General features: G+C 36.9%; 21 protein-coding genes. All 21 read right to left on the reverse strand.

What is annotated here, in order from left to right:
• Positions 1-157: 157 nt before the first annotated feature.
• On the reverse strand, positions 158-586 hold the full coding sequence (locus ACT3RM_RS11530; RefSeq protein WP_441830637.1) for a hypothetical protein: 429 nt from the start codon (positions 584-586) through the stop codon (positions 158-160).
• 98 nt (positions 587-684) lie between these two features.
• Entirely contained in the window at positions 685-1,179 is a 495-nt protein-coding gene (locus ACT3RM_RS11535; RefSeq protein ID WP_441830636.1) for a hypothetical protein, read from the reverse strand.
• Positions 1,180-1,240: 61 nt separating this feature from the next.
• Positions 1,241-1,546, reverse strand: a complete 306-nt coding sequence (locus ACT3RM_RS11540) for a hypothetical protein (protein WP_441993707.1) — start codon at positions 1,544-1,546, stop codon at positions 1,241-1,243.
• A gap of 268 nt (positions 1,547-1,814) precedes the next feature.
• Positions 1,815-2,789 (reverse strand): transposase, encoded by a 975-nt coding sequence (locus tag ACT3RM_RS11545; RefSeq protein ID WP_441835954.1) that lies wholly within the window; start codon positions 2,787-2,789, stop codon positions 1,815-1,817.
• A gap of 506 nt (positions 2,790-3,295) precedes the next feature.
• Positions 3,296-4,435, reverse strand: a complete 1,140-nt coding sequence (locus tag ACT3RM_RS11550; RefSeq protein WP_441830633.1) for a hypothetical protein — start codon at positions 4,433-4,435, stop codon at positions 3,296-3,298.
• A gap of 131 nt (positions 4,436-4,566) precedes the next feature.
• Complete coding sequence (locus ACT3RM_RS11555) at positions 4,567-5,007, reverse strand: hypothetical protein (RefSeq protein WP_441830632.1); 441 nt, start codon at positions 5,005-5,007, stop codon at positions 4,567-4,569.
• 3 nt (positions 5,008-5,010) lie between these two features.
• The gene (locus ACT3RM_RS11560; RefSeq protein ID WP_441993353.1) at positions 5,011-9,222 is read right to left on the reverse strand and encodes an IPT/TIG domain-containing protein; all 4,212 of its coding nucleotides are present in this window, start codon (positions 9,220-9,222) and stop codon (positions 5,011-5,013) included.
• A 29-nt stretch (positions 9,223-9,251) separates the two neighbouring features.
• A complete protein-coding gene (locus tag ACT3RM_RS11565; RefSeq protein ID WP_441994957.1) occupies positions 9,252-10,004 on the reverse strand; it encodes a TadE/TadG family type IV pilus assembly protein in 753 nt (250 codons plus the stop codon).
• A 25-nt stretch (positions 10,005-10,029) separates the two neighbouring features.
• On the reverse strand, positions 10,030-10,479 hold the full coding sequence (locus ACT3RM_RS11570) for a tetratricopeptide repeat protein (protein ID WP_441835951.1): 450 nt from the start codon (positions 10,477-10,479) through the stop codon (positions 10,030-10,032).
• Positions 10,476-10,841, reverse strand: coding sequence for a DUF192 domain-containing protein (locus ACT3RM_RS11575; RefSeq protein WP_441835950.1), 366 nt, complete (start codon positions 10,839-10,841; stop codon positions 10,476-10,478). The genes ACT3RM_RS11570 and ACT3RM_RS11575 overlap by 4 nt, the downstream gene beginning before the upstream one ends.
• A complete protein-coding gene (locus ACT3RM_RS11580; protein WP_441835949.1) occupies positions 10,831-11,691 on the reverse strand; it encodes a type II secretion system F family protein in 861 nt (286 codons plus the stop codon). The genes ACT3RM_RS11575 and ACT3RM_RS11580 overlap by 11 nt, the downstream gene beginning before the upstream one ends.
• An 8-nt stretch (positions 11,692-11,699) precedes the next feature.
• On the reverse strand, positions 11,700-12,548 hold the full coding sequence (locus ACT3RM_RS11585) for a type II secretion system F family protein (protein ID WP_441994958.1): 849 nt from the start codon (positions 12,546-12,548) through the stop codon (positions 11,700-11,702).
• Entirely contained in the window at positions 12,541-14,259 is a 1,719-nt protein-coding gene (locus ACT3RM_RS11590; protein ID WP_441994960.1) for an ATPase, T2SS/T4P/T4SS family, read from the reverse strand. The genes ACT3RM_RS11585 and ACT3RM_RS11590 overlap by 8 nt, the downstream gene beginning before the upstream one ends.
• Before the next feature lie 10 nt (positions 14,260-14,269).
• A complete protein-coding gene (locus ACT3RM_RS11595) occupies positions 14,270-15,481 on the reverse strand; it encodes a type II and III secretion system protein family protein (protein WP_441836419.1) in 1,212 nt (403 codons plus the stop codon).
• Between the two features lie 107 nt (positions 15,482-15,588).
• Positions 15,589-16,470 (reverse strand): Flp pilus assembly protein CpaB, encoded by an 882-nt coding sequence (cpaB, locus tag ACT3RM_RS11600; protein WP_441836418.1) that lies wholly within the window; start codon positions 16,468-16,470, stop codon positions 15,589-15,591.
• A gap of 16 nt (positions 16,471-16,486) precedes the next feature.
• Positions 16,487-16,726: a hypothetical protein gene (locus tag ACT3RM_RS11605; RefSeq protein ID WP_441836417.1), complete on the reverse strand. Its 240-nt coding sequence runs from the start codon at positions 16,724-16,726 to the stop codon at positions 16,487-16,489.
• Positions 16,716-17,387, reverse strand: a complete 672-nt coding sequence (locus tag ACT3RM_RS11610; RefSeq protein WP_441836416.1) for a hypothetical protein — start codon at positions 17,385-17,387, stop codon at positions 16,716-16,718. Before ACT3RM_RS11610 ends, ACT3RM_RS11605 begins: the two co-directional genes overlap by 11 nt.
• Positions 17,384-18,301 carry a hypothetical protein gene (locus tag ACT3RM_RS11615; protein WP_441836415.1) on the reverse strand — a complete coding sequence of 306 codons (918 nt, stop codon included), beginning with the start codon at positions 18,299-18,301 and terminating at the stop codon, positions 17,384-17,386. The genes ACT3RM_RS11610 and ACT3RM_RS11615 overlap by 4 nt, the downstream gene beginning before the upstream one ends.
• 7 nt (positions 18,302-18,308) lie before the next feature.
• On the reverse strand, positions 18,309-19,670 hold the full coding sequence (locus tag ACT3RM_RS11620; protein ID WP_441836414.1) for a Tad domain-containing protein: 1,362 nt from the start codon (positions 19,668-19,670) through the stop codon (positions 18,309-18,311).
• 49 nt (positions 19,671-19,719) lie between these two features.
• Positions 19,720-20,019, reverse strand: a complete 300-nt coding sequence (locus ACT3RM_RS11625) for a Flp family type IVb pilin (RefSeq protein ID WP_441836413.1) — start codon at positions 20,017-20,019, stop codon at positions 19,720-19,722.
• 19 nt (positions 20,020-20,038) lie between these two features.
• On the reverse strand, positions 20,039-20,317 hold the full coding sequence (locus tag ACT3RM_RS11630) for a Flp family type IVb pilin (protein ID WP_441836412.1): 279 nt from the start codon (positions 20,315-20,317) through the stop codon (positions 20,039-20,041).
• Positions 20,318-20,399 lie beyond the last annotated feature (82 nt).

Consider the following 20,399-nt stretch of genomic DNA (forward strand, 5'->3'; position numbering starts at 1 on the left):
TACATAACTAAACACCTTAGAGCATTTTGAACTTTTAGAATTAAAATTTGTTCAATTTAGGGGCGGCTTAATCGCAGCATGGGGTTTGTATGTAACTTAATGAGCCAAGTAAAAACATAACAAAAGCTAGACACCCACCTTAATTCTCCCAATAAAATTAGTACTTAAATTCAAGCGGGGATTCTGATTTAATTTCAAGCTGATAATCATCATTCCTTGTTTTTATCAGTGCATGCAATGACAACGACACCTTATTGTCATCTGCGTAATCAAGCTGCGCATTATAGATCTCTTTCTCGTAATGACTACCAATACTGGTTTCATTATCGTAGTTACAACTAATTACTAACTCGTGCCCTCTAATTGCTTTTTGCTCAGCGAGTACACCAACAGGAATTTTTATATAGCACGTTCCTGCTTTACCTTCACCCTGAATATCAAGATCAAGACGAGGCATGGTGACTGCATTTTCTCTCATAGGCTTTGATGGTTCAAAATGTGTTATTTTTGTTATTGTTGCATACTCAGTTCCACAACCTGTTAGTACAGGTAGTAATAAAGCCGGTAATAGATATTTATATTTCATTTAGGTCCTTTTATTAAATTATTTAATAGTTATTTGAATATTGAGTACAGATAGCAACATATGACTTAAATTACAACATTAAGCTATTTAATCAAATATTATAAGAAGGTGTGATGCATATACCACTTCCCATCAAGTTCTAAAAATGCACAAGATTTCCCTATAACACTGCTCCCGGTTTTAAACTCGTATAAAACACTATATTGACGTGTTGCTTTAGGGTAATAAGCAACAATATTTTTATTAATTGATTGTCGAATGCCTGTTTTTGTTTCAGTTCCATCAGGCCCTCTACCATAAGTTGGCATCATAGTGATATCGAGGTCATCAAGCATACTTTCGGTCCAATCGCTTTCATAGTCTTTTAGTTCGCGATCTATCTCTTCCCATGCAGCTTTACCCTCTTTCCAATTCTGTAGTTTCGGTGGTAACTGGTCGAACAAAGCTTGCTTATCACCCGCTTTAATACTTTCCCAGGCGGCCATACATCTATTTTCAAAATAACTTTGTTCCGGTACTTCTGTAGCTGTTGAGGTGTAAGAGGCCATCATTAATGGGACAGCAACAAATATCCCTAAAGTATTTTTTTTCATTAACTTTCCTTTAATTGATAAAACGAGCAAAGTTAAAAACCTTGCTCGTTATGGTCAAATATTATAATTCATTCCACATAATATTAACTTTAACGGTTTCGTTAATATTGGTTGAATATTCACAGTTAGAGATTAGTTTACCTTCTCCTTCATTAACCTTAACTTGCCAAGAAAGGTTTTGGTCAGCTTGGGTTAACTGATCTTTAGAAGACTGGCTAGGAACACTGATGATTTCAATATTATCAGAAAAACAGATATAAAAAGTACCGCGTTCATCAGGTATTTCGTTAGCTGTAAGGGCTATGGTGTATGTGCCTGGTGATACTACTGAGTAAAACTCTTTTGACCTTTGCCCAGTGTTATCCATACTTAAGCCTGAGTCGCCCGCCACACTAACCGAGAAACGATCATCTTGTAAATTGCCATTATCACCAAAGAAAACAAACTAGACACCCACTCTAATTTAGTAAGCCTATAATACATTTTTAAATTTACTATTTAGGCTAAAATTCAACTTTTATTATCTTGCCGCTTTCTTTTTATTCAGTAAATATATAGTTACCACAGCAAAACCCAAATTCCATGCATGATAATGTCTGCACAGTCGCAGCATGTCTTTATTTAATTGTTAATCTCTATGCGAATAGCTTTTCACTATTACTGATATTCGCTCGTCGCTTTCTGCCTAAGTGTTCACTATAACTCGCTTGTGAGCTTACTTTCCCTACTGCGCCATGGAACACACGCGTAAATTGCGTGGTTAATTTTAACCAATTTTCGGGAGAGATATTTACACGTTTTAATAACGGTAAAATAGACTTTTCTACATGCCCGCGTTTGCCTTCGCGAATACAACGTCCTGTAAGCTCAACGAGTTCAAGGTACGACTTAAGCTCAAACGGAAGTCCTTTTGGCATAATTTGACGTGGTATCCCAGCAAAGCGTAATAGCTGTTTGGGTTGCTTACCTATCGTCGCGCTGTCTACTCTCTTTTGTACACTTGTGTGGTCAGACTCTTCTGGTGTTTTTGCCATTTTAGCTCTAATCGGGTTTAAATCTACATACGCCATACACGCTGCAAGTGCCGCTTCATCTAACAAGGCTTGTGATTTAAAGCGACCTTCCCAAAACCGGCCTGTACACTTATCTTCTTTATTTGCTCTTCGTGCAATGTCTTCATTTAACAAACGCATAAACCAGCTTATACTGGATAACCGTTCTCGGTATTGTTTTAATGTTTGATTAAAAAAGATAAGCTCTGCTTTAGTGAGCTTTGCACCATGAAGATACTTTTGTGTTAATAACGTGCCTTTACACAATTTATGCCAACGAATAATAATTGCTTTATCATTCAAACGGTTTGCTTTTTTATCATCTACGTAAAGTACTAGGTGAGTATGATTACTCATTACCGCATACGCACATACATCAATACAAAATATCTTCGCTAATTTAAGTAGCTTATCTTCAACCCACCCTCTACGGTGTTCGTAAGACTTACCCGTAAAGCGGTCTGCACCACATAAAAATGCACGGCGAACACACCGTGAAATACAGTGGTAGTACTTTGTATCAATCAAGCTTATTTGACGCTTTCTTGCGACTGCCATATAACACCCCGACTGTTTTTTAAACTAATTAAAACGTAGCCTTTAATTTCATAAAGTACAAAATTAAAATGGGTGTCTAGTTTATTCCTTTGTTAAAATACTCTTTAGCTGGCACTTCGCTAGCCATTGATAAAAAAGATAAGCTGACTAAAGGCCCCGCAATTAATAGTGTGATTAATTTATTTTTCATAAAATGTCCTTTTTATTTATTGAGATGAGCTGTCATCGCATCGGCTGCTCACATTCGCATTTTTTACTGCAATGTATCATATATATAAAGCTTGAGCTTATTGAAGGCTGCGTAATAACTAATATGAGCTTTTAGTAAGTCCTTTATAAGACAGTGCTATTAAGCCATACATACTTAATAGTCTATTCCACATTTTCTTGGTTAGTTAATTGCACTTATAAACTACTTTTTAAATAAATGAAATTTTACCTTCAATTTCAGAATGTACCAAAGTCAAAATAGATGTAACTTCAATAATCACTCGATTTATTTAGCTTTAAATAAAGCGGGCCATAGAAAATATGATAATCCCTACTATGGCAAATATCACCGCAATACGAACATGAGTCAATATAGGTAATGCCTGCTTACTAGTCCTTTCAATGGATACTGTGTATTGATTATGGGTTAGCGCTAATAATAGCGATTGACCGTTAACCCCCATATCATTAAGGGGTAAAGTAAGACCCTTCTCGGTAACAAAAGTTAATTCTACAATATGAGGGCGTTTAACTTTATCGTGAGTCCAATTATCAGTTAGCGAACCTGCAACATAATAATTCCATTTCACCTTAACATCACTTACTTGCTCCCTCTTAAGTTCACGTGCTTGCCTATCTTCGAATAATAAAGCCGGTAACGATAAGCTATCAGAGTTGACTATGATGTCACTTTGCGGTGATTGAGCAATAAAGTAATATTGGTTACACAAATAGGCTCTTGTTAACCAATAACTTAGATAAGCTACTGATAAAAACACACAACCAGCCATCCAATTTTGTGCTGATACAACAACTGTAATAGCACAAAATAAACATACCCCAACAACACTAAACACAACCTTTTTTTTATTATCTGGCAACGGCAAAGCAAATCGTAAGATACTGTGATGTGTTTTTATATCTGTGGGGCGAAAGCTATTCAGATGGAAAATGTCTGATACCGTTTCTTTAGTTGCATTCCCTCTTTCGCTTTTATTTATACTCTGGGTATGCTGCTTTGCGCTCGTCTTAAAAACGTAGTTTACACTACTCATAGCAAGTAACTTTTTAACTAGCTCTCCCTGCCGCCAAAACGAAAAGTGGCTGATTTTATGACCTCCACCTTGCTCATAGGTAATGTTGAGATCATATTTATAGCGTCTTTGTGTAAGTACCGCCTCTGTTATCGTAGAAAGGTCAATCGATTGTCTATTAAATACGTGAATAGTTTTACCCAGCAATACAAATTGGCTTTTTGTTTCTAATGCGTTGTTATTTAGTATAAGTCGCCGTTGAAAAGCAAACAACACAGCAACAAAAATAGTGTTAGTTACTACTGACTGTGTATCTTCACTGAGTACACTTAATATAATTGTCATTGAAAAAATGACAGCCAAAAAATTGGTAACCCACTCGCTCATTAATTTTACTTGCACGAACACTCCTTATTTTATTGCTATATTTATTATTCATTGCATGAGTCTTGCTTAATACTCAAAAAATAAACCAGCGATGCATATCGCTGGTTTAATATGACAAAGTCAACTTTTAATTAATACTTAGTTAGCTATATATCTAACACCCATTTTGTAGTGCCAGGCAACAGCTCAAACACACAGCTATCTAACACCCCCTTGGTGTGACCACCTTTACCGTCGTTATCCCATTTTATAAAAACTTGAGCTACGTCTTTTGGTACTTCAGTCGATAAATATTCATCACGTTTAATATAAGCCCCAGCTTGGCTTAATCGAGCGCGATGTCTAGAAGCCACTTTTTCCATTTTTTTAGCCATTTTAGGTTTAAGTGTACCTTTATATTTTTCCTCTACAAAGCTCCACATAACATCCTTATCATTGTCGCGCATTGCATTTCGCCATAACTGGCATTTTTCTATAAAAATATCTGCTTGGTTATTTTTAGCATTAAACTCAACATTGGGCTCAGCTGCTAACGCATGTGCGCAGCTAAATAACAAGGGCAAAGAGATGAGCATTTTTTTAAACATTATTTAATCCACCATGATTGACATATTATTTTTTGAACTAGTATCTGCAAATTTACAACCAACTGGTTCAGATACAGGAGCACTCATAACGTTAATGTTGAACTCAGCTTTAAATTGTTCGCCATCTGCAAAGTCTACTTTTGAGTGTAAATCACCTGATAAAACCTCAACATTGCTAGAAAAGCAAATAAAGTAAGTTGCTCTATTATCAGGAACTGTGATACCAGTAAGCTCTACACTTTTTTCACCGGGTTCAGTAGATAATAGTTTTGTTAATTGTCTTTGTCCTGCTACAGTTTGGTCAATAAGTGTCCCGTCAATTTTTAATTGAAAACTGTCATCTTGTATATTGCCATTATCACCAAAGGTGAGCTTCATCTTAGTACTCTGGATCAATATATTCGTTGATACAGTATCATCACCTACTGTTACAGTAAGCTCTCCTGATACAGCCCCTTGCGGTACCTTAATTTTAAGTGAAGTATTAGTCGCAGAAATTACATTTACTGTTATTAATTCATTGTCACTATTTTTTAGCTTAACGATATTTTTTGACGCTTCTTCAGAAAACCCAAAACCATTTATTGTAATTTCGTTGCCCTGATAAATTTTATCTGGCTCAATGCTACTGATGGCTAATCCACTGCCTATTTTCAACAATGGTGGGCTGCTATTTTGTACTTGAGAATTTGCAATTTCATCCCCAAGTATAATTTCTACTTCTATCTCTGACGCCTCAGTTACCTGAGCCATTACGTCACCACTCACATATACCGTGGCTTCTGTGCACTTACTGTTAACTGAATATGAATCATCAAGTGATCCTCGGTTTTTTATAGGAATAAGCTTAGAAAACCCGCTTGTAATATCTGTGTATCTAATCTCTGGGTAAATAGGATCGTTGGCCCAATCATGTTGAGGGCATAGACCAATACCCGTTATTGTAATTGGTAAGAAGGTTGGTTCGTTTTGCAAATATTCAGGAGTCATTTTTAGTATTTTTAAGCCCCAATTAACCCTGAACTCATACTTTGTTTTTAAATTAAATAAATCGTACCAGTTTTCTGCTAAGTTAACACCTTCGCTAACTGTTGATAATGTGTCATAAATAAAAAGTATAATATTAAGGTATGGAATAAAGTATGCTGAATATTCTTCTAATTGATCTTTTACTGCTACTTTTAAATATTTTTCAATGTCAAACCCAGCAGCATCAAAAATAGCTTTAACAATTGGTCCAGGCTTTGCCAACAAGAGCGCCTTAGATTCTTTTTCTAAAACTTTTTTTATTTCTGCTATAACATCTTGTTGATCAGATGTAGACATATCACCGTCGGAATAACCATCATCAATAGCATCTATAACACCAGGCATGTGCTGAATAATGATATATGTAATATGTTTCGCTTGCCCCCCTCCTGGTTCAACCAAAAAACCTTCATCATCTATTGGTTTCTTGATTTCTACTCGCTTCGCAATCAAGTCAGTAATATACTCGAATGAGGGTAAAATGACATGATCTATCGCATTTCGAATAAATAAGTCTCTGCTTACCTTTAGTTTTTCTGAATCAAGGACGGGAGCTCCTTCGTAACCAGGCGTTAAAACTTCAATTAGACAATTTTTGTATTGGCAGACTTTTAACATCGAATCTTTAGACCATAAAGCAACTGCAAAAGCTCTATAATTTACAGGGCTTAACATGTCACGATCGAGCAACGATGTTATATGACTGTATGTTTTTGGTTTATCGCCAGCTTTAGAAGGGTCAAGCCCAACAGCAGGAGTAGCCATTGGGTCTAATTGGTCGTCAAGTTCATAAACTGCTGCACTTAAATACATTGGCGTGCTGTTTTGTAACTCAGTATAACCGTCATAATCAAATAAATCTGTAATACCTTTCCTAGTTGCCTCTATTTTGATTCCGTCTTGCCTATCTTCAGGCGATATTTTAGGCTTTTGATCCGAATCGGAACTAGCACTTTGAGAAGATAAACTAGAAACTTGTTGTATAGATACATCTTTCTGTTGTGAGTAAAGAAAGTTTGATTTTTTAGATAGATTAGTAGACGTTTGCTCTGCGTAAGATAATGTTTTGACTTTATCTCTAAGTTTCAACATTTTCATAGATAGCTCGTAGTTTTGTGGAGAAAAAAACGCTCTAAAATCCTCCTCTGCGCCTTCTTTAAAATACGCTAAATAGTCATCATACTCTTCTAATGAACGTAAGTTACTCAATGCCTCCAATCGTTTAGATTGACTCGCTGAAACAAAAAAAGGTTTTAAAACATACTCTTCAGCTGTACTTTGCAAACTTAGCGTTAACGCGCTTTCATTGCCCACAACACCAGCTGATAAAATAGCAATCCCGTCATACCAGATTGAGACTGTAGAGTCTTCTTTATTAAAGCTAAACGCTTGCCCATCAACCAACGCTAATTGGGAGTACTTCGTCCCTTTCGGTATTACGGTTACTTCCCCTTGCAAATCGCGGTATGCGGCTGGGAGGTTTAGGTCGAGAGTTACTTCTCTTTGGTTATCAATATTGATGTACATGGAATTACTTTTGCCATAAACATTTTGTAAATAAAATAAACCACTTGCTGCTTCATTTGGGATCACAAATGTTGCTAGGTTGTTTGATAACCAGTCGGCTTCATACCTACCTTCTCCCATTACAACTTTAGCCAAATCGTTAATACTTTCACCTTCAATTTGAATTTGTTCTCCAGGTACTGCTTGAGATGTCGATATCGACTTTATTAGAGGCGTTTTAGGATGCAAAAGTTGGAATGTTAAGTCATTACTACGTACATTATCTTTGACAATAAATAATGAAAGCTCTTCCCCCTCCAAAGCAACTTTCTCATAATTAGGAATTACGATACTTATTGAAGTGTTTGTGGCTTGTGTAATGGGCATATTAACAATGGGAAGGCGCTCATCCCCCTTTGTTATTACAACAAAACCATCTTGCTCTGGAAAATTTTCGCCTATAATATTCAGTGGTCTAAAAACTCTTCCTTTATTGGGAAGAGATATTGAATCTGAAAGTTCATAGTAGACAGACGCTAACGTTATTGCTGAATCACTTTCTGCGCTAGTGTAGGCAAGTACTGTTTTTGGCTCTGTGTCATTCACATCAAAAACTGCATCACCATCATCGTCTATATCAATATAATCTGGGATTCCATTTCTATTTGTATCAATTAAAGTACCACTGCTCTGGGCTTGTTCGTCCTTATCGCTAATAGTGTTATTATCGCTGTCTAAGTCAACAAACGCCGGTAATTGGTCATTATCATGATCAGCAGTACCCTCTAAAGTATCGGGTATACCATCACCATCGGAATCGTCATCTGACCAATTAGGCACTGAATCACCATCAACATCATAAGCAAATACATTTTTACTGCTAAATACCCAATATTCATTACCATCAGCGATACCGTCTCGATCTGAATCCTGAATTTTATAATTTAATCCCTGTGCTTGCTCTTTGTTATCGGGGATTGCATCTTTATCTGCATCAATAAAACCGAATGCTTGATATTTAAAATCATCAGCATGATTACCATTACGATCCAATACTGAAAGGTTATATTCACCACTTTGTGTGGGAGTAAATGCAATAGCTGCGCTTAATGGAGCAACTCTATCAATAGCTAATTCGATGTGTTCAACAACTTGACCATTATTTTTGAAAATACCAAGCTGCGGGTGAAATCGAGAAGACTGCTCTAATATAATAAAACTGATTGATTTACCGCTTTGCACATCAGCTTCAGTAACAGTGAACTTGAAGTCATCTATATCAGCTGATAACGACAGCGCGCCTTCAACAGAGAAAGGTACTGTACCAACTGGGTTTGCTTCGGCAACGTTATTATTAAACTCTTCTTCTTGGACAACCGTTATTGTGCTTTTTTCCGCATCAAACGGATAATCATCTTGTTCATCAGGCACGCCATCGCCATCTTCGTCTTTGTTTTCCCAGGTACCCACGTATTCAATAGGTTCGCCGTCGTCTCCACCATCGCCTGAGCCGTCGTCTCCACCATCGCCTGAACCGTCGTCTCCGCCACCATCACCACCGCCATTATCTGGTTCGACTGGGTTTTCGATTGTGTTGTCTTCTAGTGGCTCGTTACACCCGACGAGCGTAAAGCTTAATGTGCCTGTTAGAAGCAGTATTAAAAGTTGCTTTGCTTTCATATCCTTTTCCTTTAACTGTGTTCTATCCTTTACATCCGATATGGCGTTTGCATTCGAATTAATGCGTAAGATTTAATAGTTATATAATAACCGCTATAGCTTGATGTTCCGCCAGCCGAAGCCAATACACCTAATGCTGAGCACGTTAATTGCCCTTCACTTGGAACAAAAGGCACAAATTTATCTGATGTTGGATCAGGATCTACATCGGTCAGTGTGATGATTTTACCTATAAGCCAATTAGCAATAGGTACTTCAAGACGTTTGCACCAATCAACTTCAATTTGTAACAAGTTTGCGTCTTGAATATTTAATTTTTTATCTGTAGAAATACTAATAACTTCAGGGTTTCGATACATCAAGTTATCGTTAGGTATTTCATCTTCTGTCGTGCCATCTTCATAGCGTCGTCTTTGTTTAAACTCATTAAAAACGTCACTGGTCGGGTTTAATACCGTGATCTTTGAACCAATTTCTACAAATGCTTTAGCTTTTATATAGGCACTTGCAACACCTATTGCATTAGGGTCATCGCCATTATCAACCATAAATAACGGCATCATCCCTTGCGCTAGCGCATCTTTCATTTTTGGCATACTGCCATGATTTAGGGCTCCTGCACGAACAGCATCAAATGATGCTGCGTTAAGAGTGACTTTATCTTTATAAACAAGAACCCACTGAATAAGCAGCATAATAAGCACTAAAATCAACGGCGCTAAAAAAGGTAAAGTTATTGAAAACTCGACCATTGATTGCCCTTTTTGTTTTCGTAAACTCACATTGCGTTCCCTCACTTAAGCGTCCTTATCCTTTTTTACCTGTTTGCAAACGCATTAGTTGGATAAACAATTCATCCATTTGTGCTTTTGCAGGTGAGCTATCTTCTAAATGTTTTTGTGCCTCTATTAACACTTCTGTAGACTGACGCATTCTCGCAATTGCTAGGTTGTACCATGCTTTTTCGTGTGTATTATCTAATTGTATACATCGCTGATAAGCACTAATTGCACCTTCAAGTCGGTTACTTCGCGTATAAATGTTACCTAGACGAAACCAAGCAGGGGCATAGTTATCTTTCTCTTTAATTAACTGCCTATAAAGACCTTCAGCCATATCAAGGTGCCCTGCTAAATAAGCAGCTTCAGCTCTATTTTCAATTTCAACTAAATTAAGTTGTGATTGATCGCCAACATTTGACGATGATGTACAGCCAGTAATAGTTAAAACTATTAACAATAAACAAACAAATTTCATAACGTTCTCATATCTTCTAGTAATAAACTATCACCAACATTAAGTGACTTTGATTCTATATTTTCTGTAGATATTTCAAGTGTTTTATAAGCTTTTCTACAGGCACTAAACTGCCAAGGGCGTAGATTTTTTACTATTTTTACGATCTTATTTTCTTTAGTTAAATAGATAACACCTATCGGGTACTTCATACCGATCATATGAACTGAATTACACGGTATAATTAGTAACCCATCGTCAATATTAAGCTTTCTTCCTAATAAACCTCTTAGGCGTAACCACGGTGTGTTAGCTAAGATAGCTGCACATACTGTCTTGCCATCTGAGGTTTTTAAAATTGATTTTTTCAACTTACAAGTCATACATAAACTTCATGACAATTGGGAAGAAAAGGATCATAAATGTTACAGGAAAGATAAACATAATAAGCGGGAAAACCAGCTTTACAGGCGCTTCAAGTGCCTTCTTTTCGGCCCGCTGAAAACGTTCAACACGTCGCTGATCAGCTTGTATTCTAAGAGTAGAACCAAGACTTGCTCCGGTTCTCTCTGCTTGAGCTAAAGCACTCACTAGATTATTAACTTCAGAGGTTTGTACCCTATCAGCCATCGAGCGAAATGAATCAATTTTATTTACACCAGCACGTAAATCTCGTAACACTTTACCAAACTCAACTTTTAATGGGCCTTCAGGTCCTTTATCTACAGCTTGGCTCAATCCACCGGTTAAATTTAAGCCCGCTTCAACTGACATAGTGATAAAATCCAAATAAACAGGCAATGACTTTACAATCGCCAATTGTCTTTTCTTTTTTAAGTCATTAAGCGTTAATAACGGTAAAAAATAACCAAACAGACCACCATAAAATAAGTTCATGATTGAGACTGATTCAAGCATGGCACAAATTAAAAGAGTAAAAGAAATACAACAAATTGAAGATACAACACGCACTCCAAAATACTCTTCAGCAGTGAGTACATAAGATAGTCCTGAAATTTGCAGCTTTTTGCCTGACTTTTCTAAATAATCAATAGGTAATCTTTCACCTAAATAATAAGCAGCTAAGCGTACCGCCGGCCATATAATTTTGAGAGACGGTGGCAAAGGATCCATAAATTCGCGATTATCTTTTGGTAACGACTTTCGTATGTTGTAACTACTGTAAACCAGTAAAAAAAGCGAAATACCTACAATCAATAAAATAATAAACATCAATTCACCTACACATCTATGTTGACTATTTTGCGAATAAATATATATCCGACATAGAGCATAATTGCAGTTATTGCCAGCACCGCCCACCCCATTGGCTCTGTAAAAAGTCGCATCATGTGTATAGGCTCCATGTGGTACAAAATAAAGCCTATAAATATGGGTAAGGCGGTCATCACTATGCCTTGCATTTTACCTTGGCCTGTTAATGCATCTATTTTGCCTTCCATTTCTAATTTTCGTCTGAGTGTGTCCGCCAGCCTTTCAAGGGTTTCTGCAAGATTCCCCCCAATTTCCTTAGAAATTTGCATGCCAGAAACCACTAATTTGAAGTCAAGCTCAGGTATACGCGTTAGCATGTTATTTAAGCCATCATTAAAATCTACACCTAGGCGCTGCTCTCTTAAAAACAACGAAAACTCTTGGCTAATTGGCGCAGCTTGCTCCTGTGCCATGGCTTCTAAGGCATTGGTTAGACTTGATCCTGAGCGCATCGAGGCACACACCATATTTAATGCATCAGGCAACTGCTTTATAAACAATTTACGTCTACGCTTTTGTAAATATTTATAAAAATAAGGCGGTAAAAAAGCAACTATGCTCACCAATATAATGGCCAATACAACCGCACCTGAGTAAGCCCAAACCACTAAGAAAAATACAAGCATGCCTACCATGTTTAAAATAAAGAGTTTTTGTGGCTCTATAAATAAAAACATATCTGATAGGTTTACTTTGGCAGCATGAGTAAATGTTTCTCGGTATTTTTGCGCAAGTTCTCGGGAAACAAAGTTGCCACCATAAATAAGTAAGGTTACGGTTAACCCAACCAGCGTCATTATTATTATGCTACTCATGATCTGAACCTGTTTTAAAAATACCTAGGTCAACATCAACACCTCTTTCGCGAAGCTTTTCGTAAAATTCAGGGATCATACCTGTTGGCACGTAGTCGCCTTGTACTTTACCGTTTGTGTTATAGCCTGTTTGCTTAAATTTAAATATTTCAGAAAGCTGAAGTACATTACCTTCAACACCTGTTACTTCACAAATAGAAGTAACCCGCCGAGAGCCATCACTAAAGCGTGATTGCTGAACAATCATATTAACTGCTGAACCAATTTGTTCCCGTATTGCTTGGATAGGTAAATCCATGCCAGCCATCATCACCATAACTTCTAGACGGGATATACAGTCTCGCGGGGTGTTGGCATGAGCTGTTGTTAGTGAACCATCATGACCTGTATTCATCGCTTGAAGCATATCAAGTGCTTCACCACCACGGCACTCACCGACTACAATTCTATCTGGGCGCATACGTAGGCAGTTTTTTACTAAGTCACGAATCTCTACAGCGCCCTTACCCTCTTGGTTAGGGGGCCTTGCTTCTAAAGAGACTAAATTAGGTTGGTAGAGTTTTAATTCAGCGGCATCTTCAACAGTAATGATGCGTTCGTCATCTGGAATAAAATTAGATAAAACGTTAAGCAATGTTGTTTTACCTGAGCCGGTGCCCCCTGAAATAACCACATTACGTTTATTCACTACGGTCATTTGCAAAAATTTAACCATAGCTGGAGACATCGAACCAAAATTCACTAAATCTTCGGCTTCAAGCTTTTTTGCCATAAATTTACGTATAGTGATGCAAGGCCCTTTTAACGCTAAAGGCGGAATAATAGCATTTACACGGGAGCCATCTTTTAAACGCGCATCAACCATTGGTTGACCTTCATCTATACGACGACCTAATGGGGTTACTATTCGCTCGATAGCACTTAAAACAGCTTGGTCGTCTGTAAATGCAACGTCTGATAAGAAAAGCTTACCGGCTTTTTCATAAAATATTGCATCGTGAGAATTAACCATGATCTCTGAAACATCTTCGTCACTAATAATATTTTCAAGTGGGCCTAAGCCAATAGTTTCATCTAGTACTTCTTTACATAGCTCGTCAAAATCAACATTTTCTGGAATTTGAAGCTTTAAAACGATTGATTCAATCAACCCTTTACTTTGTTTACGTAACTCCTCATCGGACATTTCTGAGACATTAACGCGACGAAGGTCAATTTGTTTAATCAGCTCTTTATGAACCTGCTTTCTTAATTCGTTACGTTTTTTTATTCTACGACGAGTTTTCAATTCATCATCTGTTGCTTCACTTTTTACTTCTACCGCATTAGATGTAGGGATCAAATCATCGTAAGTTTTTTCACTTGCCACATCTGGTTTAGGTTTTTGAACATCTCGATTTTTTAGTGAATCAAAATTATCGTTAAGTTCCACTCGAATATGATAGCCGCCGATTTCTATAACATCTGTAGGCGCTAAAGGCCCCGCAGAGTCAATTTTTTTACCGTTAACTTTTGTACCCGTAAGGCTGGCTCTATCTTCTAAAAAAATGCCATCATCATTTAAGTAAAGTTTGGCATGCTCTTTAGATACTTTAAAACCATGTAAATTAACTTTGTATTGTTTGTCTTTACCAATTACACAGGTTTTTTCGTTACATTTAATTCTATTTACAGCAGTACCTTTGGCTGTATTAACTATTACATCAAACATTTAACTGTCCTTAGTCTAAGATGTAGAAAGCTTCAAGTTCTTGGGCTTCATCTATCATATCGCGAGCGCGTTTAAGCCTATTTTTATGGCTTTCACCTTGCAAAGAAACAATATGTGGCGTCACTAAAATAACCAGTTCTGTTTTGTTGTCAGCAAAATCTCTTGATTTGAATAACTCACCTAGAATTGGGATAGAACCCAAAAATGGAACTTTACTTACTGACTTAGACATTTCACTTGAAACAAGTCCTGATATAACAATCGTATCGCCGTTACGTACATTTACAACAGATTCGGTTTCACGTGTTTTAAAGCCAGGAATACCTAATACTTCAACAGATGTATCGACTGAACTAACTTCAGCGCTTACATAAGAAACGATATTACCTTCACTGTCTGATACAGGTTCAATTTCTAGTTTTATGCCATATTCTTTAAATTCAACATTAGGTGCTCCATCAGCCGAAAGCAGAGGGATAGGTATTTCGCCACCGGCTAAAAAGCGTGCTTTTTCACCACTACGTGTACTCAATGTTGGCTGTGCAAGTGTTCGTGCATCACCCTGCTGAGATAAGAGTTGTATTTGCGATGTGAGTCCAGTAACAATGCCAAAGTGAGAGAAGTTATTATTGCCAAGTATCCTACCGCCTATTTGCTCTGCAATAGAGTCAGAAACCGTATCCGGCGAATATACAGAAAAAAGATCATTACTGGTCCAGTTACTTACGGCACCAAAAGCCGGCCCAGCAGCAGTTGTCCCCCAGTTTACACCTAAATTTTTAAGTGTTTGTTTGCCGATTTCTACAATATTCACATCCATACGGATCATTTGTTTAATCTCAACACTTTTGGTCGTTACCAAAGAAGTTACATTAGGAACTAACTGAGCTATGCTTTGGGTTCTAGCAAACGTATCTTCATCAACATTGCCTTCTAGAACTACTAGCCCACCAACTTCACGGACTGATAAGCCAGGTAAATCGCCAATCAATCCTTTTACTTTATCGACTAAAGCAGAGTTATCTATTAGGTTTACTATTACATTGAGCTTTACTTTATTATTGTTTTTATCCCACACTTGTAATTGCGTTTCACCGGGGGCTTCTGCAATAAGTAAAACACTCTCGTTATCAATTACTTTGGCGCTTACAACTCCTGTTTTAGCGACAGCTATCCGTTTAACATTTTCAATGGGTAGTAAATTTAAAGTCCCAACTTTCATGTTTATATCACTAGACATTAACCCATATGAGTTTGCTGAGGTTAATATCATAGTTATGATAAAAAGCTGAATAATACGGCGCATAAATGTATTCCCTTACTACTATTTTATAAGTTATTATTTGATTCTGAATTAAGTTCAGCGATGTTTGTTTTATTAATAAATGTGTTAACTGATTGAGCAATGCCCCCAGAGCCCCCAAAAATCATTTCAACTTCATCTTCGTCGGTAGAATCACCAAATAGTGATGAAGATTTAACAAGGCGGTCAGTTACTTCCTGTTTATCTTCTCGGTTTCTAAGTAAAGCAACAAATTTACCTTGCTCTTTAGCAAGACTCACTCTGGCTGCATTAAGGACTGAAACATCCAAAGTTACTGTGCTGTAATTGGTTGGATCTGAATAGACTTCATCAACTACTTTTTTATTTTTATCAATTGTAATTTGTCCCGTTGCTAAGATATCTACTTTTTCAATAAGGAGATTAAGTTGTGATTTCCCTTCTTGCTTTTCAGATAATAAATATAAATCAACCTTGTCGCCGGCAACTAACAAGCCTGCAGTGGAGTTAGTTTCGTCAATTTTTATTGTTACTGCGCGGCGACCATCTGATAAAATATCAGAAAATTGTTGCAAGCCTTTTCCCGGTAAATATGATCTTAATAAAGGCTGACCTGTATTGACTGACTCAAGTAGCATTTGGCCATCAACTTCACCAAACTCACTTGGGTTTAATGTACCTGCTGGTAAATAGTTCGATGGTATTTCACGAACAGCAACTACTGATTTGTCAATTATGCTCCCCTGCTTTACAGGCCTTGTTAATACAATAACAGGAACTTTAACGACGTCTGTCTTTGCATATTGAGTTCTGATTTCATTCTCTTTATTATCTATATATTGACCTACAGACCAAGCGGCAATACCACCAAGCAATAGAGAAACTAGTAACAAAACCCAATTTTTATCTAATAAATGTCTAACTTTCACTTTTTACTTCCTTGCACTATAAACTTTCAAAATCTTGTGGGAGAGGCGGTAATGCTTTAGCGTAACTGTAGTTGTTATAAGCCTTTTTAAATTTGTCAGCTAAAATCTCCATTACATTCTTCCCCCCATAATCTGATAACCAACTATTAGCTGTTAACTCATTATCGGGTAATGGCATTAGCAATGCGAAAACCAATGCTGCAGATATTACTAAATATTCTACTGAGGACTGACCTCGCTGTTTGTTAACGAACATCTTCACGCACCGCTGTTATTAAGGTTGCACCTTTATTTCGACTAAAAGTAATGTTGATATTATTAGGTCCATTTCTAGCTATAAAAACTCCATTATTTAATCCTTTGGTATAGGCTGCTTTATCAATTGCCCAGTTATATTGGGTAAAATAGTCATGGTAGAAACTTAAATTACGCTTCACTGATAAATTATTTTTTAGAATCATCGTATTTGAAGTTTTAGGACCATCACTCGCTTTAATATCACGAATGACGTCTGTTCCGCTTGGCATTGGGAAGTTCTGTAGTGTTTTATTTAACTTACTCAGTTTTGAGTCAGGCTCTTTTGATATTGCCATATAACCAAATGTTGACTTGCCTGGCGTAGAGCGCAGTTTAGCCGTATACACTTGATCATCAATCAATGCATTCAATACTTCCCATTCTTCAAGTTTATCTTGAGAAAAATACTGACTTTGTGGCTCCCAACTCTCGGTAAAAAATTTAATATTTTGACTAACTGAACTTTCACTTTTGAATTCCCATGCTTTTATTTGCATTCCATCTACTAACATAGAGTCAGATACTAAAACGACGGTAGCCTCATCTGGAAACTCCATCGCTGCATATACTTTGTTACTGATAAAAAATAAAAATAGAATTGAGAAAAAATAACGACTCATTTTTCATTTCCTTGTGTACTCGATTCACCTTTACGTGAGTCAGGGAGTTCCCCAAGCTCAACATGACCAAACTTTAATGAGTCTGGAGATAATTTTTTAGCAATTGGGATTGCTGAAATTCCGTTTCGTATAAAATCGATAAAACCATTGTCTAATAAATTTGATGGAACTAATGATTTAACTCTTTTTTCATTGTGACTTTCGCCCCCTACATTCCAACCATTAGCCACAATATAAGTTGTCGACTCAAGTGGTATTTCAAACTGGTGCGAGCGTTTATTTTCTTCGTCTGCATTTTCATTTGCAGGATCGGCTTCATTATCTTCGTTTATAAATTCAAGTAATTTATGACTCGTTAACTGCGTTTTATAAGTGGCTTTATAGTAGCCTTTAGTTTCAACATCAAAATTACCTACTTCTAAAACAGATAATGCAGCAGTTAATAAAGAAGAAACACTACCTGGCACACTTCTGTTGTCAGTATTTGGTTGAAAATAATTAAGTTGCTCTTCGTTTTCTTCGGTTGGATTAAATGCCGCAAGTAAAAACTCTTTCTCAAATTGTGATGACTGGTTAAATTTAAGAAATACCGCAGCATCATCACTACTCCACTCTTCTGAAGGCTCTTCAGAGGAAATAATAGAATTATGGCCTTGTAATATTCTACGTTTAACTTCGCCATGCACTGTATTAGAATCTTTTATTGCGAGAATACTATCATCGCCGCTCCAGTTACCTGGCTCTTGCTCTAGCCATGCGGTACGTTCCCAAGCAATATACCTTGACGACATATCTGAATAATGTTTAGTTTCAATAATTTTAGTAAAATAAGGCATTAATAACATTAATGGAGCAATAATAAATGTAATAAATACACTTAATTCAACCAAAGACTGTCCTTGTTGATATCTCATAATAAACTCATAATAATAACGCAAGAGCTGAATATATACGTCGCTCGTTATTAGATGTTTCGTTTAACGTAACTTGCCAATAAGGGTTATAAAGATTTCCATATTCCCATTTTGAACTTGAACTACCGAATAACGTTTTATCACGAAAATAATAAACTTTTGCTTTACTTAACACGGTCATTTTATCGCGAGGAAGCTCAACTTCTTCTTCGATATTAATATCGGCTAAACGGGTTCCATCTTGATTTTCTGTGCCAATATTAAGTGAGCTTGATGTTGTTATATCGTTTTTATCTTTAGAGATTGCGACTGTCAACATAGGTGCTACGTTGACATTTTCCGTTTTTCTTATTTCATAGAAAGACTGTAGTCCAGAGTAAACAGAGTTAATATCTGTTTCATTGTAGGAAGCTAAACCTGAAGCGCTTCTATTAATATTTCTTGAACCACCATGATCGCTACTATTTCGATAATTGGTAACATTTTTATTGCTGCCTGCGTGGCTCGCCCCCCAACCAGTGGGAATTTCACCACCTGACCAACTATATTTGTAAGTATGTACATGAAAACCTAACGTATCCATTGCACTCCACACTTCAGGTTGGCTACCATTTTTAAATAAGTCTGTTCCACCGGCTTGTTTAGTTTTAACTCTATTAGGGAAAAGAGTAAGTGAGAACGGAAACCCCCAATTAAAACTACGATTTTCAGTAAATGGATCGACTGAATTTGTTATTAAATCAAAGTGCTCTTGGTAACGCCCGGTATTATCACTTCTATCAAAACTGCCTTGAAAGTCAGTCCATTCATATAAGATGAAATCTCCTATATTTACGGCAGAAGCAAAATCAACATAGGCATCCTCATCATTAGCTTTTAATACTTTATTTGAAGTATCAACCATTGAAGCCATTGTGGCTGCATTCATTAAACTTTGTGAAAGGGACAATGCACGATTAACAACATCTGTAGCAAATACAGCTCCATACATCGTAGGCTGGATTATTTGATTCATAACTCTAAGAAGTGATTCTACACCAGCTGCTATTTGGCCAATTATAGGAATTGCACCAAGAACAGTTCGTAAGTTTTCACCTGTTTTTTGGGACATATTTCCCCAAGACGATAAACCCACATATTGAGCAACAGCAACATGGTTTGCAACCATTGCACGATTAGTATACGCCTTAAAATTTAAGTCTCTAGCAAGCAGATGAGCTCCACTGATAACCGTTGCATCAGCGCTATTTTGTAGTTGAGTTTTATTTAAATTTTGTTGAGAAACATTAAATAAATAAAGTACTGACATCACTATTGAGGCCAAAAAGACTGTTCCCAGTACTAATGACTGTCCACGTTCCTTGTGCATAATAAACCTTTAAAAAAGCCATAACTCATAATGAATTATGGCTTGAATTTTAATCTACAGTGTCTGAACCGCCACCAGAGCCACCACTACCTTCACCTTGACCTGCACCATCGTTAAAATTGCCGAGGTTATAGTCGTTATTGGCGTTGGACGTTGCAGCTTCAGCTGAAGATTCTGCATTAGCAATATTTGCTTGCGAATCCTGCCCTGATACTTCGGTAGATAAAGCAGAAACTTGATTACGTACTGTTTTACCAAAGAAGCTATAAACACCAATTGCAGCTACAGCTATTAGCGCAACAATGATTATATATTCAGTTTGGCCTTGGCCTTTTTGATATTTAGTCATAATCGAGGTTTCCTTTTACTTAGTTTCCACCCGCGCCAGAACCACCTTGTGCAGCACCGTCGTTGAAATTACCTAAGTTGTAGTCTTCATCTGCATTAGTTGTTGCCGCTTCTGCAGATGTTTGAGCAGCTTCAATATTGGTTCCTGAATCTACACCTGACACTTCTGTTGCAAGTGCTGACACTTGGTTACGGATAGTTTTACCAAAAAAGCTGTATACGCCAATTGCCGAAACTGCGATCAAGGCAACAATAATTATATACTCCGTCATGCCTTGTCCAAGTTGTCTTTTTTTCATGTCCCTATTTCCTTCTTTATTAATGGAGAGTGAATGATAACGAATAATAAAAACTAAAAAACCCTCAAAAAGGAGGGTATTT

The sequence above is a fragment of the Pseudoalteromonas sp. AOP7-A1-14 genome (assembly GCF_052376275.1).
Classification (GTDB): domain Bacteria; phylum Pseudomonadota; class Gammaproteobacteria; order Enterobacterales; family Alteromonadaceae; genus Pseudoalteromonas.